We start from the raw sequence: 23,144 nt of genomic DNA, 5'->3' as shown, positions 1-23,144 counted from the left end.
CCGTGAGGCCGCTCCAGCCGGCCCGGGGCCGGCGCGCGAGGATTTCGATGCAGCCCAGCCCCAGCAAGGTCCGCTCCGTGGCGCGGATCGCCGCCGGCGTCGCCCTTCTCTCGATGGTCGCCGCCTGCGGCACCGTCCTGCTCAACGATCGCGGCTCGCTGACGCGCTACGACCGGCTGAAGTCCAGCGATCAGGTCGCCTCGGCCTCGCGGATCTACGTCGACCGGCCGGCCCTGGCGAAGGCCCGCACCGTCCGCATCATCCCGACGGCGTTCCACGCCGACGTGTCCGGCGCCGCCCCGCTGACGGCCGCCGAGCGGCGGCTCATCGCCAACGCCGCCGACCGGGCGCTGTGCTACGACCTGTCGCTGAAGTACGACATCGTCACCAGCCGTGACGCCGACCTGACCGTGCGGGCGCAGGTCACCCGCGTCGATCCGACGGACCTTCTCGGTGCCGGCGCGACCATCGCGGGCTCGGCCGGCGTGACGGTCGCCTCACAGCTCGGCCTGAGCTTCGCCGAGGGTGTCGGGCGCGTGCCGATCCCGCGCGTGCCGATCGGGCTCGGGAGCCTGACGGTCGAGGCCGAGGCTCTGGACCGGCGCCGCGAGCAGCGGGCCGCCATGGTCTGGGGCGGAGCGGCCAACTCGTTCACCAGCCAGCCGCGCTTCTCCCGCGCCAGCGACGCCTACGACCTCGCAGGCGAGTTCGGCCAGGATTTCGGCTACATGCTTGCGACCGGCGACGACCCGTTCACCGCGCCCAACACGATCCCGACTTGGGACCGGATCCGCATCACCACCCTGGGCGAGGCGCCCCTCGACCCGGACTGCGAGGCCTTCGGCCGCGCGCCGGGCATCGACGGCATGCTCGGCGACTATATCGGCCTGCCGCCCGAATACACCGACAAGGGCCCGGCCACGCCGGCGATGCGCTGAGGCGCCCGCGCCAACTCCGCGTCTGACCGCAGACGTCCGTTCATGGCACTGACGCGCCCGTCGAGCGGGCGTGGATAAGCCTCGAGCCATGCGCGTTTTCGCGCTGCGACGCATCAACCGCGCATTGGCGCCTTCGCGGAGCCCGTGATACTGGCACTTGCCAACCCGATCCCGCAGCGCGGCCTCCATGCGCGCTGCCGTCCGAGGAAAGTTGGCACATGGCCCGAGTAGAAACCGCATCGATCATCGAGGGACTCACCTTCGACGACGTGCTCCTGCGGCCCGCCGCCTCCTCGGTGATGCCGACCGAGGTCAGCGTCGCCTCGCGGCTGACCCGCACGATTCCGCTGAACCTGCCGATCCTCGCCTCGGCGATGGACACGGTCACCGAAGCGCCGATGGCCATCGCCATGGCGGCCAACGGCGGCATGGGCGTCATCCACCGCAACCTCGAGCCGCCGGAGCAGGCCGAGCAGGTCCGCCTCGTCAAGAAGTACGAGTCCGGCATGGTGATGAACCCCATCACCATCCACCCCGACGAGACGCTCGCCGACGCCTTCCAGGTGATGAAGCTCAACCGGATCTCCGGCATCCCGGTGGTCGAGCGCGGCCCCAACGGCTCGCGGGGCAAGCTCGTCGGCATCCTGACCAACCGCGACGTCCGCTTCGCGACGAACTCCAACCAGCCGGTCGCCGAGCTGATGACCCGCGACCGCCTGATCACGGTCCGCGAGGGCGTGACCCAGGACGAGGCCAAGCGGCTGCTCCACCAGTTCCGGATCGAGAAGCTGCTGGTCGTCGACGACCATTACCGCTGCATCGGCCTGATCACCGTCAAGGACATCGAGAAGCGCGTCGCCTACCCGAACGCCGTCAAGGACGAGCAGGGCCGGCTGCGCGTCGCCGCCGCCACGACGACGGGCGACAGCGGCTTCGAGCGGGCCGAGCGCCTGATCGACGCCGGCTGCGACGTGATCGTGGTCGACACCGCACACGGCCACTCGATCAAGGTGCTCGATGCCGTCGCCCGCGTGAAGCAGCTCTCGAACGCCGTTCAGGTCATCGCCGGCAACGTCGCGACGCGGGACGGCGCCAGGGCGCTGATCGATGCCGGCGCCGACGCCATCAAGGTCGGCATCGGCCCGGGCTCGATCTGCACGACCCGCATCGTGGCGGGCGTCGGCGTGCCGCAGCTCACCGCGCTGATCGAGGCCGTCGAGGCGGCCGGCGAGGCCGACATCCCGGTCATCGCCGACGGCGGCATCAAGTATTCCGGCGACCTCGCCAAGGCGATCGCGGCCGGCGCCTCCGTGGCGATGCTCGGCTCGCTGCTCGCCGGCACCGACGAGGCCCCCGGCGAGGTGTTCCTCTACCAGGGCCGCTCCTACAAATCGTACCGCGGCATGGGCTCGGTGGGCGCCATGGCCCGCGGCTCGGCCGACCGCTACTTCCAGGCCGAGGTGAACGACACCCACAAACTCGTGCCGGAGGGTATCGAGGGGCAGGTCCCCTACAAGGGCCCGGTCGGCAACGTCCTGCACCAGCTCGCCGGCGGCCTGCGCGCCGCCATGGGCTACGTCGGCGGCGCCACGATCCCCGAGTTCCAGGAGCGGGCGCAGTTCATCCGCATCACCAATGCCGGCCTGCGCGAGAGCCACGTCCACGACGTGACGATCACCCGCGAGAGCCCGAACTACCCGTCGCGGACCTGAGGCATTGATGCGCACGCTGATCGTCGGGGCCGGCGCGACCGGCGGCTATTACGGGGCGCGCCTCGCCGAGGCGGGCGCCGACGTCACCTTCCTGGTCCGGCCGGCGCGGGCGGCGAAGCTGGCGGCGGACGGCCTGAACCTCCGCTCGCCGCTCGGCGACCTGCACCTGCCCGCTCCGCCCACCGTCACGGCCGATAAGCTGGCCGGGGCCGGGCGGTTCGACCTGATCCTGCTGTCGTGCAAGGCCTACGACCTCGACAGCGCCGTCGCGGACCTCGCGCCGGCCGTGGGCCCCGACACCGCGATCCTGCCCGTGCTCAACGGCATGTCGCATCTCGACGTGCTCGACGCCCGGTTCGGTACGGACCGCGTTCTCGGCGGTTCGTGCGCGATCGCCGCGACGCTCGCGCCGGACGGCGCGATCCGCCACATGAGCGAGCTGTGCAGCATCACCTACGGCGAGCGCGACGGGTCGCGTTCGGCGCGGATCGAGGCGGTCGACGCCCTGATGCGCGGCCTCAAGTTCCAGCCGCGCCTGAGCGACGTGATCCTCCAGGAGATGTGGGAGAAGTGGGTGTTCCTGGCGACGCTCGCCGGGGCGACCACGCTGATGCGCGCCGCGGTCGGCGACATCGTGGCGGCGCCCGAGGGCACCGCGCTGATCGCCGCGCTGCACGCCGAGTGTACGAGCGTCGCCGCGGCCAGCGGCTACGAGCCGCGCGCCGTCGTGGCCGAGCGGGCGCGGGCGCAGCTGACGGCGGCCGGGTCCACCTTCACGGCCTCGATGCTGCGCGACATCGAGAACAAGGGGCGGATCGAGGCGGACCACGTGATCGGCGACCTGATCGCCCGCGGCCAGCGGCTGGCGCCGGAGGTGCCGTTCCCGCTCCTGACCGCGGTCTATGCCGCCCTCAAGGCCTACGAGGCCCGGCGGGCGCGGGAGGCGGCCTGAGCCGCACCCCGCGCGGACGTCTCAGTAGCGGCCGGGCGGCGGCGGGGGCGGGTTACCGTATTCGAGCTGCGTCTTGGCATCGACCCGCGGACGCGGAACCGGCGTCAGCTCCGGCTGGGCGGCGGGCGCGCTCGCGCAGGCGGCGAGCGAGGCGGTGACCAGGGCCGCCAGGGCGACGCGAACGGTGGACGTCATGGGCTAGGGTACTCCCGGGATGCGCCCGGCGACGGACCGGTCTGGTCCGGGGCGGGCGGATGCCATACGACACGCGGCGGCCCGCACGGCGGACCGACCGCAGCACGGTCTGCGCCGCGAAGGTGCAGGAAGCTCGGCCGTAACGTGGCGGCATCGTGGGCCAAGCGTGGCCGTTTCGCGTCATCGTTCACGGCGTCGTTCATAGCGTCGCTGAGGCATTCCGAAGGATCCGAACCCTGACCCCCGCCGCTCGCTGCTCCGCCGCCATCGAAGTCCTGACCGATATCGCCGAGCGCCGCCGGCCGGCCGCCGACGCCCTCAAGGACTGGGGTCTCGCCCACCGCTTCGCCGGCTCGGGCGACCGCGCGGGCATCGCCAGCCTCGTCTACGACGCCCTGCGGCGGCGGGCGTCGGCGGCCTGGATCATGGGCGCGGACACGCCGCGGGCCGTCTTGATCGGCACGCTGCGCCTCCAGCAGGGGCTCGCGGCGGGTTCGGTCGCGACCCTGTTCACCGGCGAGCGCTTCGCGCCGGCTCCCCTCAGCGACGACGAGCGCGCGCGCCTCGACGGCGGGACGCTGCAGGACGCGCCGCCGGAGGTGGCGGGCGACACCCCGGCCTTCGTGCTCCCGGACCTCGCGGTCACGCTCGGCGACGACCTCGTCCCGGAGCTGAAGGCGCTGGCGCGGCGCGCGCCCCTCGATATCCGGGTGAACGCCCTGCGCGGCGACCGCGACGCGATCCTGCCGGCACTCGCGGCCTACGACGCGGCGCCGACCCCGCACGCGCCGACGGGCCTGCGGGTCCCGATCGGCGCCGACGGGCGCGGTCCGGCGCTCCACGTCGAGGCGGAGTTCCTGGACGGCTGGTACGAGATCCAGGACGAGGGCTCGCAGCTCGCCGCGCTCCTCGCCGCGCCGCTCGCCGGCGAGACCATCGTCGACCTCTGTGCGGGCGGCGGCGGCAAGACCCTGGCCCTCGCGGCGGAGACTGGCAACGGCGCCCGCCTGATCGCCACCGACGGCGATCCGCGCCGGCTCGCGCCGATCCACGAGCGCCTGCGCCGGTCCGGCGCGCTGGCCGAGGTGCGGACTCCGCGCAGCGGCAAGGCGCGGGCCGACGTGCTCGAGGACCTCGACGGCAAAGTCGACCGGGTCGTGGTCGACGCGCCCTGCACCGGGTCCGGCACGTGGCGTCGGAATCCGGACGCCAAGTGGCGCCTGCGGCCGGGGAGCCTCGCGCTGCGGACCGCCGAGCAGGCGCAGGTCCTCGATCGGGCGGCGCGACTCGTCAGGCCCGGCGGCCGGATCGTCTACATCACCTGCTCGCTGCTCTCGGCAGAGAACGACGCGGCCGTCTCCGGCCTCCTGTCGGGCTGGCGCGGCCGCTTCGACGTCGTCCCCGCGGACGAGGTGCTGGCAACGGGGCCGGATTCGCTCCGGTCAGCCGTGCGAAAGACGGCCCACGGGATCCAGATGAGCCCGCTGCGGACTGGGACCGACGGCTTCTACGTCGCGGTCATCGCACGGAAGGCCTGAGGCGCGCCGCCGCGACGGAACCCGCCTCGCGTCCTTGGGCGTTGCCCCCGCGCTCCCGCGGGAGCCGGGCTCGCCGGGGGGCGGTCCCGCGCGCGGCCTCACCCGGGAGATGCCTTTGCGCCTCGACCGCCGTCTCCTGCTCGCCGGTCTCGGAAGCGTCCTCGGGCTGCGCAACGCCCGGGCGGAAGGGCTGGCGCAGACGGCACCGCAGCCCGCGCCGCACGAGTCGATCCGGGCTCTGCCGCGCTCGCTGCCCGGCGCGGATCTGCAGGTGATCGAGCTGTGGCCCGGCGCGCCGCCGGGCGGCGGCGACGGGCCGAACCCGGACGGCTACCGCTACGTCGAGGGGACATTCGGCGACGTCACCCGGGTCGCGCGGCCCTGTCTGCTGGTCATGCGTCCCGCCAACCCGAACGGCGCCGCGATGATCGTCGCGGCAGGCGGCGGCTACGAGTTCATCGCCCTCGGCAACGAGGGCGTCCCGGTCGGCCGCGTCCTGAACGCCGCCGGCATCACGGTCTTCCTCCTCGTCTACCGCCTGCCCGCGGAGGGCTGGGGCTCGGGGCCGGACGCGCCGCGGCAGGACGCGCAGCGCGCCCTCCGGTTGGTCCAGGCGCGCGGCGCTGAGTTCGGCATCGATCCCGCGCGCGTCGGCGTCCTCGGCTTCTCGGCGGGCGGCCACCTGATGGGCGAGACCGCCGTCGGGAGCGCCCGGGACCTGTACGCGGGCGTCGACACCGCCGACGCTCAGCCGATCCGGCCCGCGCTGGCCGGTCTGATCTACCCCGTCATCACCATGCGCAAGCCGTTCGACCGGACCGCGACCCGCCGCATCCTGGTCGGCGACGAGGTCACCCCCGACGAGATGAAGACCTACTCGGTGGATCTGCAGGTCGGGCCGGAGACGCCGCCGACCTTCCTGGTCCAGGCGATCGACGACCCCGTCGCCGTGGCCGACCATCCGCTGCTGATGTTCTCGGCGCTGCGCAAGGCGCGGGTGCCGGCCGAGCTGCACCTGTTCGAGCGCGGCGGCCACGGCTTCGGGCTCGGCGCGCCCGGGACACCCGTGGCGGCCTGGCCGGGCCTGTTCCTGGCCTGGATCCGCCTGCACGGCTTCCTGCGTGCCTGACCGCTCACTCGCCCCGCGTCTGCAGGCGATGCAGCTTGGCGACCTTCGGCCGGCTGGTCCGGAACTGGCCGCGCTCCACCGCGACGAAGACCACGATCGCGATGGCGACCGTCGTGAGCCACCAGACGGCAGTCAGTCCGACGCTCAGGCAGGCCACCGTGAAGGCGGCGGCGAAGCAGCCCATCGCGCCGGGAACGAGGGCCGGGCCGTCCCGGCCGGCCCGCCGGATCGAGGCGTAGAGGGCGAAGGCGGCGGCGAGGGCGCCGACGATGCCGAGCTCGTACCAGAACTCGAAGAGCGCCGTGGTTGGTGCGTTGGCCGGCAGGAGGCCGACCAGGCGTCCGCGCAGGGCCGTCTCGAACCCGTGCCCTGTGATCAGCCGCACCGGATCGGAGGTGACGACCTTCTGCCAGCTCTTCAGCGACAGCACCGCGGGGGCGACCGGCCCCAGGAGCGCGGCTCCGACCGGCCGCGCCAGGAAGGGGAGCAACGGCGCCGCCGCCAGCAGGGCGGCCGAGAGGAGAGCGGTGAGCGTTACCCCGAGCCGCGGCCGGTAGCTCGTCACCGCGAAGGCGACGGCGCCGACCGACAGGGCGGCGATCTGCGTCCCGTCCGGCTGGACCGTGAGCGCCAGGGCGACGAGCAGCGCGAGGCCCAGTGCCTCCCGGTCGCGGCGGCGGGACCGCAGCCACGCGAGGGCCGGCCAGAGCAGCAGGATGAGCAGGACGAGGCCGCGATCGAGGGCCCCGTCATCCTCGACTCCGGGCGGCGCGATGTGGGCGCCGAACAGCCCGAGCATGATCGCCACGATCGCGCCCGCCACGACGCCGAGCGGCAGGAGGTAGAGGTTGGCCGAGCGCATCCTGTCGGGGAGGGCGAGGTAGCCCAGGAGGGCGAGGCCGATGGTTGCGCCGAGATTGGCCAGCCGCTCCAGCGCCGGCCCGAGGAAGGGCGTCCAGGTCAGCGAGAGCGCCGACCACAGCACGACCAGCATGCCCGCCAGGAAGGCCGGAGCCGTCAGGAGGCGATAGGTCGCCGGACGGACCGGACGCTGGCGCCGGTCGATGACGCTGGCAATGATCAGGAGGATCACGGCGATCGGCGCGAGGATCACCGAGGCGCGTCGTGCGACCTGCGCGAGGACGGGGAGAACCACGAAGAGGCCGAAGAAGCCGATACGCCGCAGCAGCGCGGCGGCGTCGAGCGCCGGATCGATGGTGGTGGAGTTCGACGCGCGCGGCATCTTGCGCCTTCTCCCGGACCGGGACGGCCGGATCCCTGCTCGATACGCAAGGCTCGCGCAAGCTGCTGTAGACGTTGCGCCACAGTCTGGCCCGCGCGAACGGCGCTCAGGCGACGGTCGCGGTCTCCCGCGGGCGCCGGCGTGCGGCCCGCCGGCCGACATCCGAGGCGACGCGCCAGCCGCCCCACGCGACGAAGAACCCGATCAGACCCGCGGCCAAGCCGTCGGCGCTCGTGGGCACGGCCGGGCTGAAGTCGTGATAGGCGGCCTCGGCCACCAACACGTCGGGATCGCGGAGCATCGCCACCACGCGCCCGAGTGGGCTCGTCGCCGCACTCAGGGCCTGCTGCTGGGCACTGAGGCGGGCGAGACGGGCGATGTCGGCCCGCGCGGCCTCGCCGCGGCGGGCGACGAGCTGGTCCGGGTTGGCGCGCAGCCGGTCGACGGCGCCCTCGCGCGTCGTCCCGGACGCCTGCGCGTCGGATTCGAGGACCGCCATCTGCCGACGGAGCTCGTCCGCGGCCCCCCCGAGGCGCTGCGCGTATTGCTGCGCGAATTCCGGGGCCTGCGCGGCGACCACGCCTCCGAGCAGGCCGAGGGCGAGGCCGAAGGTGCGGAACACGCGAAACATGCCTGGCCTCCGGCGGGGGAATCGACCCCCGACAAAGAGCATGCGCGGGGCGGTGGTTCCAGCCGCGGGTGCGAAGAACCCTGACCCGGCGTCTCAGCCCGGCAGCGTGAGGAGGCCGGCCTTGCCGTCGGCGCAGCCGAACAGCAGGCGGCCGCCGCGCGCGTCCCAGCCGAGCGCCGTGACGCCGCTCCCCTGGACGGCCGGTCGCACCAGCAACTCGGCCGCGTCGGTGAAGCGGACGAGCAGGATGCAGCCGTCCTCGTAGCCCATGGCCAGGACCGGCGCCTTCGGGTGGAACGCCACGCGGGAGACCCGGGCCGGGCGGACGCCGCATTCCCGCGGGGCCTTGCCGGTCGGACCTTCCTTGGAATCGAAGGGCCACACGATCGCCGCCTCGGCCCCGCTGGTGGCGAGCCAGTTCCCGTCGAACGACCACGACATCGAGCGGACCTTGCCGGGATAGCCCGACATCCGCATGTGCCCGCGATCCGGCTGGAGGCGCCAGCCGTGCAGGCTGTTCTCCTGCATGGTCGACACCACGAAGCGCCCGTCCGGCGACCACGTGACGTCGATATGCGAGCCCTTCCAGGTGATCACCTCGGCCGGCGTCTCCAGATTGGGGTACCAGAGGCTCACGCCGTTGTAGTGGGCGACGCCGAGCCGGTAGCCTTTGGGCGCGAAGACGAGGCCGCGGGCGGAGGACGGCGCCTCGAAGGTCTTCTCGCGGCCCTTCGCGTCGCGGGCCACGACGGTCCGGCCGGCCGACCACGCCACCGCGCCGTCGGGATGGGCGGCGAGTGCGTCGATCCAGGCGCCGCCCTTGGCGAGGCCGAGCTGCTCCATCGCGCCGTCGGCGCGGATCTCCACCACGCGGCCGTCGTCGCCCCCGGTGAGCAGCCGGTCGACGCCGCCGGCCGCGACGAGGATCCCGCTGTCGGGATGGGCGGCGACGCGGGTGATCCCGTCCTCCCGCACCAGCGCGACCGTGCCGTCGCTGAGCGCCAGGACCGGCACGTCCTTCAGGAAATGCGCGGCGAGCACGTGCTCGCCGGGCTCCAGCGCGGCGACGTGACTGGTGAGGGACGGGTTGCTGACGGGGCTGCTCATGTCGGGGGGACATTTGCGGCCGGCGGCGCGGTGCGCAAGACCAGGAAGGCGGTAATCAACGCCAGGCCACCCGAGATCGCCGCCGGGGCGATCAGCGCGTAGAGACCGAATTGCTGGTAGGCCCGCGCGCCCAGGTAGGCGCCGAACAGCAGCGAGATCCAGACGGAGGCGTCGCCGAGCCAGCCGAGCGGATCTCCGGTGCGGGTCAGGGCCTGCGCGATCTTCTGGCCCAGGCTGAACAGCGCGCCGGTGACGAAGGTGGTGCCGGCCCGGAAGCCCTTCACCTGCGCCAGGACCGCGTTCTGGGATCCCATCGCCAAGGCGACGAAGAAGGCCGCGACGCCGAGTTCGGGCGACTGCAGTCCGAGCCCCAGACCGGCGAGGATCAGGAGCGACTCGTAGGCGAGGACCGCCGGCGTCGCCCAGCGCGGCGGCACCAGGATCGCCAGCCCGCTCCCGAGGACCGATCCCGTCAGGAACGCCAGGATCAGGATCGCCGGGAGGATCATGTGGTGCAGCTCGACCTGGGCGCCGAGAACGGCGAGCTGCGTGGTGTTGCCGCTCATGAAGGATGTGTAGAGGCCGCCGAGCCGTACGAAGCCGAGGGCGTCGACGTAGCCGGCCATACCGGTGAGGAGCAGGCCGACACCCAACTGAGCCGGGCGGTTCACGGTTCGGCCCCGCGGTCGCAGACCGGTAATGCTCTGTTAACCATTCCGACGCCTTCGTTCAGGGGTGACGGGCCGCGGTTAACGCGTCGCTCACCAAACCCGAGCAATTCGATGCAAACACGGTGAACGCCGCGTCGGAAGGGGTCGTTGCCCCAGCGATCCGGCTCGGGAACACCGTGCCCCCGCCGGGTGAGTGGGAGTTGCGTCATGGTTCCGTTCGCCGCCGCGTTCGTCTGCCCGACCCTGCCCGTCCCGGACCGGGGCGCCGCCACGATCCTGGTCGTCGAGGATGAGCCGACCGTGTGCGAGCTGGCCGCCGAGGCGCTCCTCGAAGAGGGGTACCGGGTGCTCACCGCCGCGGATGCCTGGGAAGCCGAGGCGATCCTGGCCCGGGAGAGCGTCGACCTGCTCTTCACCGATATCGATCTGGCCCGTAACACGGACGGCCTGTCGCTCGCCCGGTGCGCCCGCCGGCTCTCGCCCGACCTCCCGGTCGTCTACACCTCCGGGGGCCGGGCTTCCCTGGCGGGCTGCGAGGCCGTTCCGGGCTCGGTCTTCGTGCCGAAGCCCTACCGTCCGAGCCAACTCGTGGCGCTGACGCAGGATGTCCTGCGCGCCGCGCCCCTGCACACCCTCTGAACTGGATCTTCGAGGATCACCGCCATGTGGCGCTCTCTTCCCGCACTCGGTCTCGCACTCGCCGCCGCGCTCGCCGCATCGCCGGCCGGGGCCGCCTGCGACGTGAAGGGCGCGCAGATCGAGGAGGCGATCGCCAAGAAGAGCGAGCTGCGCGAGGACGCCAACGCCCAGCTGGTGCGCGATCTGCGGACCCTGCGCGACGCCGCGATCGTCCTCGAGAGCTACAAGTTCCCCGGCGAGTGCGAGGTCCTGCTGGGGATCGTGCGCTCCCTGCTGGCCAATCCGGGCAAGACCATCGAGCAGAGCGGCGACACCGACGAGGAGAAAGCCGAGGACCTGATCGAGGCGCGCGAGCCCAAGGCCGCGGCGGGCGAGCCCAAGAACGCGCCGGGCGAGCCGAAGGCGAAATAGCGCCTCGCCGTCCAGGCTGCCGCGCCCTCTCAGCGCTCCTCGCCGGCACTGGCCCCGATCTTGGCGCGTGCCAGGGCGCGGCTGAGCTTGGCGGCGATCTGCGCGCGCAGCATCTCCGCCATCTCGATATCCACGAGACGCCAGCTCAGGCCGCGGAGGCGCAGCCGGATCCGCGTGCGCTCGGCGCGAGACCCTTCCGGCGGGATCGGGATCACGACCGCGCGGAAGCCGCGCATCTCCAGGGCCGCGTAGTACGGCATGAGCCGCCCGAGGCCGCGGATGACCAGCCCCTCCGGCCGTGTGCCGGCCGGGCGCTCGAGGTCGAGCTTGTCGGGCCAGCCATTGGCCAACAGGTCCATCACCGTCTCCGGCGTCACCATCGTCTCGGCGAGCGCCAGGGCGAGGCCGTAGGCGGCGTCGTTGAGACGCTGGCGGTCGCGGGGCTCGAGGTCAGGATCGGTCTCGGACGCCGCGCGCATCGCGGCGGTGATCTGCCGGACGAGCGACAGGCGCAGCGTCCGGAAGTTCACGTGGCTCTCGACATAGGCGGCATCGTGCCGGCGCACCGCCTGCGCCAGGTCGTAGAGCGACCAGAGCGGGCTCATCGTGAAGGCGAGCCACGCCAGGGCGAGGGCGACCGGGACCGCGAGCCAGCGCACGGCCTCAGCGCCCCGTCCGCGCGGTCATGACCGCGCCGCCCATCGATCGAGGCCGGCGAAGGCGGCCACGACGCGCTCGTAGACCGGCCGCTTGAAGGGAACGATCAGGTCCGGAAGCTCGGAAAATCGCGCCCACCGCCAGGCGTCGAACTCCGCCTTGTGGGCGCCGCCGCCGGGCCGGAGCACGTCGATCAGATCCTCGCTGCCGACGAAGCCGTAGGCGAACCATTTCTGCGTCTGTCCGCGGTAGCGGCCCTTCCAAGCCTGCTTCATCACCGCCGGCGGCAGATCGTAGGGGAGCCAGTCCGGAATCTCGGCCAGGAGCTTCACGGCCTCGGGCGGAACGTTGGTTTCCTCGTAGAGCTCGCGGCGGGCGGCGGCCTCCGCGTCTTCGCCGGGATCGATGCCGCCCTGCGGCATCTGCCACATGTGCGGACCGTCGACGTGCTCGGGACCGGCATCCTTGCTGCGACGCCCGACGAAGACGCCGCCGGACGGCGCGATCAGGGCGATGCCCACGCAGGGGCGGTAGGGCAGGGCGATGCCCGGGTCGGAATCCGTTACCATCGCGGCGACCATAGGTCAGGGGGAGGCGAGGCGGCAACGTCGACCAAGTCTTCACCGGCCCGGAAGGCGCCGGATCTACTTGCGCTGACTTTGGACACGGACACGCTCAATCGGCAGTCGAGACCCGCTTGTCGCGGGCGCCCCGCAGCGCCACGCTCGCCGGCACGAGGCGCAGCCCACGCGAGTCGATCTCCTTCGCCCAGCGGGCGATCCGATCGATGCTCAGCGGTGTCCCGGTCGCCGAGACCAGGGCGAAGCCGTTGGCGCGGGCCCGGGCTTCGGCCTGGGCGAGCGCGGCGTCGATCGCGTCGGCGCGCGGCGTGGCGTCGAGGACGATCTCGGCACGGGCCACCGGCGTCTTGCCCTTGTTGGCGGGCGCCGCCGCGGGTTTCGGGGCCGTGCCGTCATCGAGGAACCCGAGACCGCGGGCGCCGATCTCGCGCAGGACAGGCTCGAAAGCCGCGTCGGCCATCAGCTTGGAGCCCATGAAGTTCACCGCGCCGACGTAGCCCGGGAAGCGGCTCATCGCCCAGGCGAGGCGGTCCGCGTTCTCCGGTCCCCGCAGCGCGGTCAGCAGCGTCTGCGGACCCGGATCGCTGTCGGGATAGTCGAAGGGTTCCATCGGGAGTTGCAGGAAGATCTCGTGGCCGGCGTCCCGCGCGCGCGCTGCGGCGCGCTCGGCCTCGCCCCCGTAGGGTAGGAAGGCGAGGCTCACGGCGGCGGGCAGGCGCGCGGTGGCGCCCGCGGTCGCGGCCTGACCGACGCCGAGACCGGTCACCACGATCGCGATGCGCGGCCCGCTGCCGGCCTCCTCGGTCCGGGCGTAAACGTCGAGGGCGCGGATGCGGCCTTCGCCGAGCTTCGGCATGAGACCGTGGCGGCCCGCCTCGCTGATCCGCGGGTCGGGGGCCTGGGCGAGACGGGGGGCGCTCGGCGGCGGCACGCGGATCACCACCGCCTCGCTAGGCCCGCTGCCGGCCGGGCGCACGACCGTCACCCCGGACGCGGTCTCGACCTCCTCGGCGCTGTGCTGGAGGGGCGCCGTTCCCGGCGCCGTCGTGATGACCTGGGGCTGCTGGGCGACCGGGGCCTGTGCGGCCGGACGGGCCGCGGGTTCGCGCATCGCGATCGCCACCTGCACGCGGGGCTCACCGCCCTGGGGGTCGCCCAGCGCGAGCACGAGGCCGGCCGCCACCGCGAAGCCGGCCGCGAGCGCCGCGGCCGCGACCCGGGGCCTGTGGACAGCCACGATCAGCCGTCCGATCCGGCCTGCGGGCTGCTCCGGCGCCGCCTCCGGCACCCCGAGGGGGCGCGTGAGGATATCGTCGGTGGACTCGGTCAAGCGGCTCTCGATACGGGATCGCGGTTCCTGCGCCGGTCGGCGCGGTCCCAACCCTCGCATCCATTGCGGCCGGGTATGGTTAACGTTCCGCTAACGCCCGGTCCCAGAACGGGAAATCCCGCCCGGCGGGTGGCCGGACGGGATCGGGTCAGAGCGGCGCGGGGTTACCGCGCGATCAGTTCGGCAGGCTCGGCTTCTGCTGCTGCTGCGCGGGCGTGCCGTTGGCGGCGCCCTTCTGGATGCCGTGGAGGAAGTCGACGGCCGAGATCAACTGCTTGTCCTTGGCCGGATCCGGCGGGACGTAGGCGGAGGATCCGCCGCGCTCGTCGGTGTCCTTCTGCTTCAGGTGGCCCTTCAGCCCGGCCTCACCCTTGGTCTCGTCCTTGCCCTTGAGCTCGTCCGGCACGTCCTGCGTGACCTCGACGTCCGGCTCGATGCCCTTGGCCTGGATCGAGCGGCCCGACGGCGTGTAGTAGCGCGCCGTGGTGAGCCGGAGGGCGCCGGAGCCGCCGAGCGGGATGATCGACTGGACCGAGCCCTTGCCGAAGGAGCGTGTGCCCATGATGGTCGCGCGCTTGTGATCCTGAAGGGCGCCGGCCACGATCTCGGAGGCCGAGGCGGAACCGCCGTTGACCAGCACCACGATGGGCTTGCCCTTGGTCAGGTCGCCGGCCTTGGCCGAGAACCGCTGCGTTTCGTCCGGGTTGCGGCCGCGGGTCGAGACGATCTCGCCGCGATCGAGGAAGGCGTCGGAGACCATCACGGCCTGATCGAGCAGCCCGCCCGGGTTGTTGCGCAGGTCGACGATGTAGCCCTTGATCTTGTCGGCACCGATCTCGCCCGTGAGCTTGTCGATGGCGGCGCGCATCCCGTCGAAGGTCTGCTCGTTGAACTGGGTCAGGCGGATGTAGGCGACGTCGCCGCCCTCGATCTTCGAGCGCACCGGCTTGATCTTGATCACGTCGCGGGTGAGCGTGACGTCGATCGGGTCCTTCGACTCCTTGCGGCTGATCTTGAGCTTGACGCTCGAGTTGACCGGGCCGCGCATCTTGTCGACCGCCTGGTTCAGGGTGAGGCCCTGGACCTGGTCGTCATCGATCTGCGTGATGATGTCGTTCGCGAGCAGGCCCGCCTTCGCCGCCGGGGTGTCGTCGATCGGCGTGACGACCTTGATCAGGCCGTCCTCCATCGTGACCTCGATGCCGAGCCCGCCGAACTCGCCGCGGGTGGTGGTCTGCATGTCGCGGAACGCCTTGGCGTCCATGTAGCTCGAGTGCGGGTCGAGCGACGTCAGCATGCCGTTGACGGCCGCCTCGATCATCTTCGACTCGTCCGGCTTCTCGACGTAGTCGGTGCGGACCTTCTCGAAGACGTCGCCGAACAGGCTGAGCTGGCGGTAGGTCTCGGCCGACGCGGCCACGGCCCGCGGACCCGACAGGAAGTCGGTCTGGGTCGCCACCATGGACGTTCCGGCACCGAGAAAGGCGCCGAGCATGATCAGGGAAGTCTTGCGCATCAGCCGCGAACCTTCTCGCCAAGTACCGTATTATTCGGGCTCTTCGCCCACCACGGCTCCGGATCGATGGAGCCGCCGTCCTTCTTGAACTCGACGTAGAGCGTGGGATCACCCTCGGACCCGCCGGGACCCGCACCCCTGTCGCCCATGCTGCCGACCGGTTCGCCCGCGAGCACGAACTGACCGACCTCGACGCTGATCTGGTCCATTCCCGCGAGCAGAAGATAGTAGCCGTCGCCCGCGTTGATGATCAAGAGTTGGCCATAGGACCGAAACGGCCCAGCGAACTGCACCCACCCGTCGGCCGGGGACGAGACCGACGCCTTCGGGCGGGTCGTGAACGACACGCCGCGGGACGTCCCGCCGTTGCCGTCGGGCTGGTTGAAGCCGCGTGCGACGCGTCCGCTCACCGGCCGCGGCACTTCGCCCCGCGCCTCGGCGAAATGCACCTTGGGCGCGAGCCGCGCCGGATCGCGGAAGCCGGCCGCGGCGAACCGCTCCTGCGTGATGCGCACCTCGCGCTCCGCGGCGGCCTTGGCCTCCTCGGCGGAGCGCTTCGCCGCGGCGACCTCCGCCTCTGTGCGGTCGAGCAGGTCCTTCAGGTTCTTGGCCTGCGCGCCGAGCTCGGTGGCGCGGCGCCGCTCGGCCGTGAGGCCGCTCTCCACCTCCGCCTGCCGCGCGCGCCGGGCGGCGACCAGGGCCTGCAGGCGCTGCTGCTCGCGCGCCCAACCGGCGAGGTCGTTCGAGAGGCCTTCCTTGTCCTGCGCGATCAAACCGCGCAGCCTGATCATTTCCGCGAGATCGGCCGCGAGCGTGTCCACCTCGCCGCGCAGTTCCGGCACCACGGCACCGAGCAGCATCGAGGTCCGGATCGCGGCCAGCACGTCCTCGGGGCTCACCAGCACCGCCGGCGGCGGGCGGCGGCCCATCCGCTGGAGCGCCGCCAGGATCTCGGCGACGATGCCGCGCCGACCCTGCAGCGAGTGCCGGATCGCGGCCTCGCTCTCGCTCATCGCCTTCAGGCGCTCCTCCAGGCGGCTGAGGCGGTCTTCCGTTGCCTGCGCCTGTCGATTCGCGTCGAGGAGGGCGGTGTCGAGCTTCGCGCGGTCGGACCCGATCGCCGCGATCTCGGATTCGAACTGCGCACGCTGTCCGGCGCTGGCGGCGAGGGCGTCCTGCACGCGCTTCAGGTTCTCGGCCCGGCGCTCCCGCTCCTCGTTGGCCCGCTGGATCGCCTCGGGATCCGTGGGCTTCGGGGTCTCGGCGCGCGCGGCGACAGTGATCGACAGCGCGGCCAGCAGGCCGAGTGCCGCGCGCGCGCGACGCGACCCAGGCTTCGACTCGGGCTCGGACATCCTCACAGCCGCTCAGCCCGCCTCACCGCGATGGTACGGGTGACCGGCCAGGATGGTGAGGCTGCGATAGAGTTGTTCGAGGGCGAGCACGCGAACGAGTCCGTGGGGCAGGGTGGCGGCCCCGAACGACAGGATCAGCTCCGCGCGCGTCCGAATTGAGGCGTCCAGCCCGTCCGGGCCGCCGATCACCACGACCAGGGCCGGCCGGGCCGCGTCGCGCCAGGCGGCGACGCGCTCGGCCATAGCCTCGCTGGCGAGATCGGCCCGACCGCGCTCGTCATAGGCGACGAGGACACCGCCCGCGGGCAGATGGGTCGAGAGCGCCGCCGCCTCCTCGACGCACCGGCCCGGGGCCCGACGGGCGCGGGATTCCGGGATCTCGACGCTGTCGCAGGACGGGAAGCCGAGGCCGCGTCCGAGTTGCGCGGCGCGGTCGCGATATCGTGACGCGAGTTCGCGCTCCGGCCCGGCCTTCAGCCGTCCGACCGCGGCCAGGATCAGGCGCACGGATTCGGATCCGGCCTAGCCGGCCGCGATCCCGACGGGGCGGTCGGCGCCCCACATCTTCTCGAGGTTGTAGAAGCCGCGGACCTCGGGGCGGAAGATGTGCACCAGCACGTCGCCGGCGTCGATCAGCACCCAGTCGCAGGCCGGCATGCCCTCGACCCGGGCGTTCCCGTAGCCGCGATTCTTCATCTCCTGGATGATCTTGTCGGCGATCGAGCCGACGTGACGCTGCGAGCGACCCGACGTGATGATCATCGTGTCGGCGAGCGAGGTCTTGCCGGCCAGATCGATCGCGATCGTCTCCTCGGCCTTCATGTCGTCGAGGCATTCGAGGGCGAGCGCCTTCAGGTCGTCCGAGCGCGCCTGACCGGCTTCGACCGGGGCCTGGACGGGGGTGCGGATCGTCTCCGTGTGACTGGTTTCGGGCAGAGTCCTGGTTCCTCGTTCTGCCGCACGGCGACGTCGGGCCTTGCGGGATCAGGTGAAATTGGCGGTATCGGGCCGCGATTGCAACCGCGCAGGCTTCGGCGGCGCCGTCCCCCGACCCGTGCGCGCGCGGATCTGCGTGGACGACAGGGTCGAGCGCGGCCCGTGCAGGAACATCCAGGCCGGCGGCGACCGCAGCGCGAGCGTCGACGCCGCCGCTTCGGGGACCCGGGCGCCGGCGAGGCGCCGGGCGGCCCGGGCACTGAGCGGCGTCATGGTGAAGCCGGGCCGGTCGATGACGGCGATCGGCACGAGGCGGGCGATCTCGGCGAAGCCCTTCCAGCGATGGAAGGTCCCGAGGGAATCGGCTCCCATGACCCAGACGAAGTGAACGCCCGGACACCGGCGCGTGAGGAAGCGCAGCGTCTGCACCGTGAAGCGAACGCCGAGCACGGCCTCGATCCCGGTCACGGCGATCCGCGGGTGTCGGGCGATCTGGCGCGCCTGATCGCACCGCGCCGCGACGGAGGGGAGGGCGCTCCGGCTCTTGAGCGGGTTCCCCGGGCTCACCAGCCACCAGACCCGGTCGAGCCCGAGCCGACGCAGCGCCGAGAGCGTCACGTGCCGGTGGCCCAGATGGGCGGGATTGAAGGATCCGCCGTAGAGGCCGATCCGCATGCCGGGAGCGCTCGGCGGCAGGGTCAGCCGCACGCCGAACCGTCAGTGCGCGTCACGGACGGATCTGGCCGCTGCCGTGGACCCGGTACTTGAACGTGGTCAGCTGCTCGACGCCCACCGGCCCGCGCGCGTGCATACGCCCGGTGGCGATGCCGATCTCGGCCCCGAAGCCGAACTCGCCGCCGTCGGCGAACTGCGTGGAGGCGTTGTGCGTGACGATCGCAGAGTCGACCTCGGCTAGGAAGCGCGTCGCCTCGGCGGCGTCGTCGGTGATGATCGCGTCGGTGTGATGCGAGCCGTAGGTCTCGATGTGCTCAATGGCGGCCTCGATCCCGTCGACCACCCGCACCGCGATGATCGCGTCGAGGTACTCGGTGTGCCAGTCCTCCTCGGAGGCGGCCGTCACGCGCGGATCGACCGCGCGCGTCGTGGCATCGCCCCGGACGGCGCAGCCGGCGTCGAGCAGGGCCTGGACCAGCGGCGCGAGGTGCGTCGCCGCGCAGGCGCGGTCGACCAGCAGGGTCTCGGCTGCGCCGCAGACGCTGGTGCGGCGCATCTTGCTGTTGAGCAGCACGCTGCGGGCCATGTCGAGATCCGCCGCCGCGGCGACGTAGACGTGGTTGATGCCGTCGAGATGGGCGAAGACCGGCACGCGCGCCTCGGCCTGGACGCGCTCCACGAGGCCGCGGCCGCCGCGCGGGACGATCACGTCGACGCAGCCGTCGAGGCCGGCGAGCATCAGCCCGACCGCGGCGCGGTCGCGGGTGGGCACGAGCTGGATCGCGTCCTCCGGCAGGCCCGCATCGGCGAGCCCGCGGCTCATCGCCTTCGCGATCGCCATCGCGCTGCGATGGCTGTCCGAGCCGGCCCGGAGGATCGCGGCGTTGCCGGCCTTGAGGCAGAGCGCGCCGGCATCCGCCGTCACGTTGGGGCGCGCCTCGAAGATGACGCCGACGACGCCGAGAGGCACCGCGATGCGCTCGATCAGGAGGCCGTTCGGCCGCTCGATCGCGGCGAGCTGGCGCCCGACCGGGTCGGCGAGCGATCCGACCTTCTCGACGGCGTCCGCGATGGCCGCGAGACGCCCGGGGTCGAGCGTCAGACGGTCGATCAGCGCGGCGGTCTGGCCCGCGCTCCGGGCGGCGGCCACGTCCCGGGCGTTCTCGCCCAGGATCTCGTCGCGGCTCGCGCGGATCCGCTCGGCGATCAGCTTGAGCGCGACGTCCTTCGTCCGCGCCGAGGCCAGCGCCATGCGCCGCGCTGCCGCCCGGGCGCGGCGGCCGATCGCCGCCATCTGCTCCGGAAGGGCGTCGGCCTCGGCGAAGTCCGATCTCAGGTTCAGGACGGGCACGCTGGCGTCCTCGGTTGTCGACGGCCGCGCGCGCGGCCCGGACGGGGAGAGAGCGCCGTATTTGCACATCGAACGCCGTCCCGACAAGAGTGCCGGGCCGGGAATGGTGGCGATCATTGAGACAAAAATTGTAAATAGATTAGCTTGTGTCGACGATTTCTAGAATAGTGCCAAGTCATCGCGGTGCACCATCCAGGCACGACCGGGATAATTGAGCAGTTCCGGAATGCGCGCGCTCGGATGACCGATGATCAGCGCGGCCTCGGCGCTGTCATAGGCCACGAGACCGCGGCCGAGGAGCCGGCCCTCCGGATCGCGGATCATCACGGCGTCGCCGCGGGAGAAGCTGCCCTCGATCGCCCGCACGCCCACGGGAAGCAGGCTGGCCCCGCTCCGGAGCGCCTGCTCGGCGCCCGCGTCGATCGTCAGGGTGCCGCGCGGCTCCAGCGAGCCGGCGATCCAGGTCTTCCGGGCGGCCGTGGGCGTGGACCCCGAGAGGAACCACGTGCAGCGCGCCCCGTCCCGCACGGCCTTCAGCGGGTTCTTCCCGCGCCCGTCCGCGATGACCAGGTGCGTGCCGCCCGAGGCCGCGATCTTGGCGGCCTCGACCTTGGTGCGCATGCCGCCCCGCGACAGCTCGGAGGCCGGGCCGCCGGCCATCGCCTCGATCTCGGGAGTGATCCGGTCGACCACGGCGAGGTGGCGGGCCTCCGGATCGCTCTGGGGCGGCGCCGTGTAGAGGCCGTCGATGTCCGAGAACAGCACCAGCACGTCGGCGTCGATCATGGTGGCGACCCGGGCGGCGAGCCGGTCGTTGTCGCCGTAGCGGATCTCCGAGGTCGCCACCGTGTCGTTCTCGTTCACGACCGGCACCGCGCGCATCTCCAGGAGTTTCAGCACAGTGGCGCGGGCGTTGAGGTAGCGGCGGCGCTCCTCGGTATCCTGCGGCGTCACGAGAATCTGGCCGGCGACGATGCCGTGATGGCCCAGCGCCTCGGCCCAGTGGCGCGCCAGCGTGATCTGCCCCACCGAGGCCGCGCCCTGGCTCTCCTCCAGGCGCAGGACGCCGGGCGGCAGGCCCAGCACCGTCCGGCCGAGGGCGATGCTGCCCGAGGACACGACCAGGACGTCGACGCCGCGCCCGTGCAGCTCCGCGATGTCCTCGGCCAGCGCGGCGAGCCAAGCGTGGCGCAGGCGGCCGGCACTGCGGTCGACCAGCAGGGCCGAGCCGACCTTGATGACCACGCGGCGGAATTCTTCGAGGGCAGGGATCATGATTCTTGCGGGACGGCGCGTTCGGGGGGGTGTGAACCAAGACCCGCCCTTTGAACAGTCGGTCGAGGGCTACGGCTGCCAGGCGGCCGCCGGCTTCCGCTCGGCTTCGGCGCTGGCATCGATCTCGGCCTGAAGCGCGCGCAGCGCCTCGGGAACGCCCTTGCGGCTCGCCGAGGACAGGACCAGCGGCGCGCGCCCGGCGGCGCGCTTCAGCTTGGCCACCTGGCTCTTGAGCGTGTCGGCGTCGAGCGCGTCGGCCTTCGAGAGTGCCACGACTTCGGGCTTCTCCGCGAGGCCGTTGCCGTAGGCCTCGATCTCGCCGCGAACCAGCTTGTAGGTCTTGCCCGCATGCTCGCTCGTGCCGTCCACGAGGTGCAGCAGCACCCGGCAGCGCTCGACGTGGGCGAGGAACCTGTCGCCGAGGCCGACGCCCTCGTGGGCGCCCTCGATCAGGCCCGGGATGTCGGCGAGCACGAACTCGCGCCCGTCCGAGCGGACCACGCCGAGGCCGGGATGCAGGGTCGTGAACGGGTAGTCGGCGATCTTCGGCTTCGCCGCGGTGACGCTCGCCAGGAAGGTCGACTTGCCGGCATTCGGGAGGCCGACGAGGCCGGCATCGGCGATCAGCTTGAGCCGTAGCCAGATCCACATCTCCTGGCCTTCCAGGCCGGGATTGGCGTGTTTCGGGGCCCGGTTCGTGGAGGTCGTGAAGTAGGCGTTGCCGAAGCCGCCGTTGCCGCCCTTGGCGAGGCGGATCTTCTGGCCGACCTCGGTCAGGTCGGCGAGCAGCGTCTCGCCGTCCTCGGAGAAGATCTGCGTGCCGGCCGGGACCTTCAGGACCGTGTCGGCGCCGTTGGCGCCGTGGCAGTTCGAGCCCATGCCGTGCTCGCCCTTCTTGGCCTTGAAGTGCTGCTGGTAGCGGTAGTCGATCAGGGTGTTGAGACCCTCGACGCACTCGACCCAGACGTCGCCGCCGCGGCCGCCGTCACCGCCGTTCGGTCCGCCAAACTCGATGAATTTCTCCCGCCGGAACGAGACGCAGCCGGGACCGCCATCACCGGAGCGGACATAGACCTTGGCTTCGTCGAGGAACTTCACGACCTGAATCCTTTGTCGGGTGCGGATTCGCGACCCGCACCATCACCCTGTCGGCGGCCGCCGGCCAGTCCGGCGCCGCGGGGCCGCCTCAGGCGGCCCGCGTCATCGCCGGCTCGGACGGCGGAGTCTGCCAGCGCTGCCGGTCGAGGCTGAAGAGATCGACCGGAAGGTCCGCGCCGCGCGCCGGAAAGGGCCGGATCGCGCTGCCGGCCTGCGCGAAGCCGCAGGTTTCCAGCACACGCCGGGACGCCGGATTGACCGTGCGGGCCGAGGCGGCGAGTTCCGTCCCGCCCGTATAGGCGAAGAACGCGTGGCACAGGGCCGTCACGGCCTCGGCCATCAGGCCGCTGCCCCAGTAGGGCTGCCCGAGCCAGTAGCCGAGTTCCGGCGACCCGTCGGTCCGCCCCTCGATGCTGATCACACCGACGAGGCTGCCGGGCGCCGCCCGCGGCGCGAGGGCGAGCGTGAGCGCCGAACCGGCGGCGTTTCGCGAGCGCGCCTGCAGCAGGAACGCGTCCACCTCCGGGGCCGGGAGCGGGTGCGGCACCCGCGCCAGCATCGCGGCGACCGACGGGTCGCCGGCCAGCTTCAGGATCGCGTCCCTGTCCTTGGCGGTCGGCCAGCGCAGCCACAGCCGCCGCGTCTCGATCCGGAAAACGTCATCACGGGTCAGATCGGGGAACATCGTGCCCTCGCAGGGCGGCGCTCCCGGCTCCGGGGCACCGCCTCAAGACGACGAAGGGGAGGATGGCGTCCCATCCTCCCCGGTGTTCCGTCCGACCTGGCCCGTCAGGGGCTCGGCAACGACGTCTCCGGTCCGGTGTGGGACACCGGGCGGGACGCCAGCTTCGCCACTCAGGGCGCCCGCCTCTTATTCCGCGGCCTCGGCCAGCGGGGTAACACCTACGAAGGCGCGCCCGCGGCGCGTCTCGAAGCGGACATGGCCCGGTACCAGCGCGAAGATCGTGTGGTCCTTACCCATGCCGACATTGGCGCCGGGATGCCATTTGGTGCCGCGCTGACGCACGATGATGTTGCCCGGAATGACGGCCTCCGAGCCGAACTTCTTGACGCCGAGGCGCCGGCCTTCCGAGTCGCGACCGTTGCGGGACGAGCCGCCAGCCTTCTTGTGTGCCATGGGATGAGCTCCGAATTCTGAGTGGCGTGGATGCGGTCGCGGATCGGTCCCTCAGGACCGTACGCG

Annotated in this window: 25 protein-coding genes; 7 read left to right on the top strand and 18 right to left on the bottom strand. The window is 72.2% G+C overall.

Annotation, left to right across the window (positions count from 1 at the left end):
- Positions 1 to 47: 47 nt before the first annotated feature.
- The 3 genes from ASG32_RS02040 to panE all read left to right on the top strand — a co-directional run bounded on the left by ASG32_RS02040 (position 48) and on the right by panE (position 3,602).
- The gene (locus ASG32_RS02040; RefSeq protein WP_020091460.1) at positions 48 to 938 is read left to right on the top strand and encodes a DUF3313 domain-containing protein; all 891 of its coding nucleotides are present in this window, start codon (positions 48 to 50) and stop codon (positions 936 to 938) included.
- A 218-nt stretch (positions 939 to 1,156) separates the two neighbouring features.
- On the top strand, positions 1,157 to 2,650 hold the full coding sequence (guaB, locus tag ASG32_RS02035; RefSeq protein ID WP_056521937.1) for an IMP dehydrogenase: 1,494 nt from the start codon (positions 1,157 to 1,159) through the stop codon (positions 2,648 to 2,650).
- A gap of 7 nt (positions 2,651 to 2,657) precedes the next feature.
- Entirely contained in the window at positions 2,658 to 3,602 is a 945-nt protein-coding gene (gene panE, locus ASG32_RS02030; protein WP_056521934.1) for a 2-dehydropantoate 2-reductase, read from the top strand.
- Between the two features lie 21 nt (positions 3,603 to 3,623).
- Here the strand turns inward: panE and ASG32_RS34315 are convergent, their stop codons facing one another.
- Positions 3,624 to 3,797, bottom strand: a complete 174-nt coding sequence (locus ASG32_RS34315) for a hypothetical protein (RefSeq protein ID WP_165923052.1) — start codon at positions 3,795 to 3,797, stop codon at positions 3,624 to 3,626.
- A 155-nt stretch (positions 3,798 to 3,952) separates the two neighbouring features.
- Here ASG32_RS34315 and ASG32_RS02025 point away from each other — a divergent pair, with 155 nt between their 5' ends.
- Together ASG32_RS02025 and ASG32_RS02020 are read left to right on the top strand one after the other, a co-directional pair.
- Positions 3,953 to 5,335: an RsmB/NOP family class I SAM-dependent RNA methyltransferase gene (locus tag ASG32_RS02025; RefSeq protein WP_244491767.1), complete on the top strand. Its 1,383-nt coding sequence runs from the start codon at positions 3,953 to 3,955 to the stop codon at positions 5,333 to 5,335.
- Between the two features lie 115 nt (positions 5,336 to 5,450).
- Complete coding sequence (locus ASG32_RS02020; protein ID WP_056521931.1) at positions 5,451 to 6,464, top strand: alpha/beta hydrolase; 1,014 nt, start codon at positions 5,451 to 5,453, stop codon at positions 6,462 to 6,464.
- A 4-nt stretch (positions 6,465 to 6,468) separates the two neighbouring features.
- On the opposite strand, the gene ASG32_RS02015 is transcribed toward ASG32_RS02020, so the two are convergent.
- From ASG32_RS02015 to ASG32_RS02000, 4 genes are all read right to left on the bottom strand, one after another.
- Positions 6,469 to 7,707, bottom strand: coding sequence for a hypothetical protein (locus tag ASG32_RS02015; protein WP_056521927.1), 1,239 nt, complete (start codon positions 7,705 to 7,707; stop codon positions 6,469 to 6,471).
- Positions 7,708 to 7,813: 106 nt separating this feature from the next.
- Positions 7,814 to 8,338: a DUF2937 family protein gene (locus tag ASG32_RS02010; protein ID WP_056521923.1), complete on the bottom strand. Its 525-nt coding sequence runs from the start codon at positions 8,336 to 8,338 to the stop codon at positions 7,814 to 7,816.
- 93 nt (positions 8,339 to 8,431) lie between these two features.
- Entirely contained in the window at positions 8,432 to 9,445 is a 1,014-nt protein-coding gene (locus tag ASG32_RS02005) for a hypothetical protein (RefSeq protein ID WP_056521921.1), read from the bottom strand.
- On the bottom strand, positions 9,442 to 10,116 hold the full coding sequence (locus ASG32_RS02000) for a YoaK family protein (RefSeq protein ID WP_026604673.1): 675 nt from the start codon (positions 10,114 to 10,116) through the stop codon (positions 9,442 to 9,444). The genes ASG32_RS02005 and ASG32_RS02000 overlap by 4 nt, the downstream gene beginning before the upstream one ends.
- Positions 10,117 to 10,323: 207 nt before the next feature.
- On the opposite strand from ASG32_RS02000, the gene ASG32_RS01995 reads away from it, so the two are divergent.
- Together ASG32_RS01995 and ASG32_RS01990 are read left to right on the top strand one after the other, a co-directional pair.
- Positions 10,324 to 10,755, top strand: coding sequence for a response regulator (locus ASG32_RS01995; protein ID WP_020091470.1), 432 nt, complete (start codon positions 10,324 to 10,326; stop codon positions 10,753 to 10,755).
- A 24-nt stretch (positions 10,756 to 10,779) separates the two neighbouring features.
- Entirely contained in the window at positions 10,780 to 11,166 is a 387-nt protein-coding gene (locus tag ASG32_RS01990) for a hypothetical protein (protein ID WP_056521919.1), read from the top strand.
- Between the two features lie 29 nt (positions 11,167 to 11,195).
- On the opposite strand, the gene ASG32_RS01985 is transcribed toward ASG32_RS01990, so the two are convergent.
- The 13 genes from ASG32_RS01985 to rpmA all read right to left on the bottom strand — a co-directional run bounded on the left by ASG32_RS01985 (position 11,196) and on the right by rpmA (position 23,078).
- A complete protein-coding gene (locus tag ASG32_RS01985; RefSeq protein WP_020091472.1) occupies positions 11,196 to 11,825 on the bottom strand; it encodes a DUF2939 domain-containing protein in 630 nt (209 codons plus the stop codon).
- A gap of 24 nt (positions 11,826 to 11,849) precedes the next feature.
- Positions 11,850 to 12,404, bottom strand: a complete 555-nt coding sequence (locus tag ASG32_RS01980) for an RNA pyrophosphohydrolase (RefSeq protein ID WP_056521916.1) — start codon at positions 12,402 to 12,404, stop codon at positions 11,850 to 11,852.
- Positions 12,405 to 12,498: 94 nt separating this feature from the next.
- Positions 12,499 to 13,734: a divergent polysaccharide deacetylase family protein gene (locus tag ASG32_RS01975; protein ID WP_056521913.1), complete on the bottom strand. Its 1,236-nt coding sequence runs from the start codon at positions 13,732 to 13,734 to the stop codon at positions 12,499 to 12,501.
- A gap of 175 nt (positions 13,735 to 13,909) precedes the next feature.
- Positions 13,910 to 15,250 (bottom strand): S41 family peptidase, encoded by a 1,341-nt coding sequence (locus ASG32_RS01970; protein WP_056521910.1) that lies wholly within the window; start codon positions 15,248 to 15,250, stop codon positions 13,910 to 13,912.
- On the bottom strand, positions 15,250 to 16,605 hold the full coding sequence (locus ASG32_RS01965; RefSeq protein WP_056521907.1) for a peptidoglycan DD-metalloendopeptidase family protein: 1,356 nt from the start codon (positions 16,603 to 16,605) through the stop codon (positions 15,250 to 15,252). The genes ASG32_RS01970 and ASG32_RS01965 overlap by 1 nt, the downstream gene beginning before the upstream one ends.
- Positions 16,606 to 16,617: 12 nt before the next feature.
- Entirely contained in the window at positions 16,618 to 17,112 is a 495-nt protein-coding gene (gene rlmH, locus ASG32_RS01960) for a 23S rRNA (pseudouridine(1915)-N(3))-methyltransferase RlmH (protein ID WP_056521904.1), read from the bottom strand.
- 15 nt (positions 17,113 to 17,127) lie between these two features.
- On the bottom strand, positions 17,128 to 17,514 hold the full coding sequence (gene rsfS / locus ASG32_RS01955; RefSeq protein ID WP_081636441.1) for a ribosome silencing factor: 387 nt from the start codon (positions 17,512 to 17,514) through the stop codon (positions 17,128 to 17,130).
- Positions 17,515 to 17,589: 75 nt separating this feature from the next.
- Positions 17,590 to 18,249 (bottom strand): nicotinate-nucleotide adenylyltransferase, encoded by a 660-nt coding sequence (locus ASG32_RS01950; RefSeq protein WP_082557717.1) that lies wholly within the window; start codon positions 18,247 to 18,249, stop codon positions 17,590 to 17,592.
- Between the two features lie 19 nt (positions 18,250 to 18,268).
- The gene (locus tag ASG32_RS01945) at positions 18,269 to 19,567 is read right to left on the bottom strand and encodes a glutamate-5-semialdehyde dehydrogenase (RefSeq protein WP_056521898.1); all 1,299 of its coding nucleotides are present in this window, start codon (positions 19,565 to 19,567) and stop codon (positions 18,269 to 18,271) included.
- 159 nt (positions 19,568 to 19,726) lie between these two features.
- Positions 19,727 to 20,842, bottom strand: a complete 1,116-nt coding sequence (gene proB, locus ASG32_RS01940) for a glutamate 5-kinase (protein ID WP_056521894.1) — start codon at positions 20,840 to 20,842, stop codon at positions 19,727 to 19,729.
- 69 nt (positions 20,843 to 20,911) lie between these two features.
- Positions 20,912 to 21,940, bottom strand: a complete 1,029-nt coding sequence (gene obgE, locus ASG32_RS01935; RefSeq protein ID WP_056521891.1) for a GTPase ObgE — start codon at positions 21,938 to 21,940, stop codon at positions 20,912 to 20,914.
- Between the two features lie 88 nt (positions 21,941 to 22,028).
- Positions 22,029 to 22,625 carry a GNAT family N-acetyltransferase gene (locus ASG32_RS01930; RefSeq protein ID WP_056521888.1) on the bottom strand — a complete coding sequence of 199 codons (597 nt, stop codon included), beginning with the start codon at positions 22,623 to 22,625 and terminating at the stop codon, positions 22,029 to 22,031.
- 186 nt (positions 22,626 to 22,811) lie between these two features.
- Positions 22,812 to 23,078 (bottom strand): 50S ribosomal protein L27, encoded by a 267-nt coding sequence (rpmA, locus tag ASG32_RS01925; RefSeq protein WP_012317134.1) that lies wholly within the window; start codon positions 23,076 to 23,078, stop codon positions 22,812 to 22,814.
- Positions 23,079 to 23,144: the final 66 nt, after the last annotated feature.

Source organism: Methylobacterium sp. Leaf361 (assembly GCF_001424445.1).
GTDB lineage: Bacteria > Pseudomonadota > Alphaproteobacteria > Rhizobiales > Beijerinckiaceae > Methylobacterium.
This window is presented reverse-complemented; position numbering and strand designations above follow the sequence as displayed.

Excerpts from the sequence above, each read along its gene's own strand:
- ASG32_RS02040 (WP_020091460.1), top strand. The coding sequence starts at position 48 with ATGCAGCCCAGCCCCAGCAAGGTCCGCTCCGTGGCGCGGATCGCCGCC.
- guaB (WP_056521937.1), top strand. The coding sequence starts at position 1,157 with ATGGCCCGAGTAGAAACCGCATCGATCATCGAGGGACTCACCTTCGAC.
- panE (WP_056521934.1), top strand. The coding sequence starts at position 2,658 with ATGCGCACGCTGATCGTCGGGGCCGGCGCGACCGGCGGCTATTACGGG.
- ASG32_RS34315 (WP_165923052.1), bottom strand. The coding sequence starts at position 3,797 with ATGACGTCCACCGTTCGCGTCGCCCTGGCGGCCCTGGTCACCGCCTCG.
- ASG32_RS02015 (WP_056521927.1), bottom strand. The coding sequence starts at position 7,707 with ATGCCGCGCGCGTCGAACTCCACCACCATCGATCCGGCGCTCGACGCC.
- ASG32_RS02010 (WP_056521923.1), bottom strand. The coding sequence starts at position 8,338 with ATGTTTCGCGTGTTCCGCACCTTCGGCCTCGCCCTCGGCCTGCTCGGA.
- ASG32_RS02005 (WP_056521921.1), bottom strand. The coding sequence starts at position 9,445 with ATGAGCAGCCCCGTCAGCAACCCGTCCCTCACCAGTCACGTCGCCGCG.
- ASG32_RS01995 (WP_020091470.1), top strand. The coding sequence starts at position 10,324 with ATGGTTCCGTTCGCCGCCGCGTTCGTCTGCCCGACCCTGCCCGTCCCG.
- ASG32_RS01990 (WP_056521919.1), top strand. The coding sequence starts at position 10,780 with ATGTGGCGCTCTCTTCCCGCACTCGGTCTCGCACTCGCCGCCGCGCTC.
- ASG32_RS01980 (WP_056521916.1), bottom strand. The coding sequence starts at position 12,404 with ATGGTCGCCGCGATGGTAACGGATTCCGACCCGGGCATCGCCCTGCCC.
- ASG32_RS01970 (WP_056521910.1), bottom strand. The coding sequence starts at position 15,250 with ATGCGCAAGACTTCCCTGATCATGCTCGGCGCCTTTCTCGGTGCCGGA.
- ASG32_RS01965 (WP_056521907.1), bottom strand. The coding sequence starts at position 16,605 with ATGTCCGAGCCCGAGTCGAAGCCTGGGTCGCGTCGCGCGCGCGCGGCA.
- proB (WP_056521894.1), bottom strand. The coding sequence starts at position 20,842 with ATGATCCCTGCCCTCGAAGAATTCCGCCGCGTGGTCATCAAGGTCGGC.
- ASG32_RS01930 (WP_056521888.1), bottom strand. The coding sequence starts at position 22,625 with ATGTTCCCCGATCTGACCCGTGATGACGTTTTCCGGATCGAGACGCGG.
- rpmA (WP_012317134.1), bottom strand. The coding sequence starts at position 23,078 with ATGGCACACAAGAAGGCTGGCGGCTCGTCCCGCAACGGTCGCGACTCG.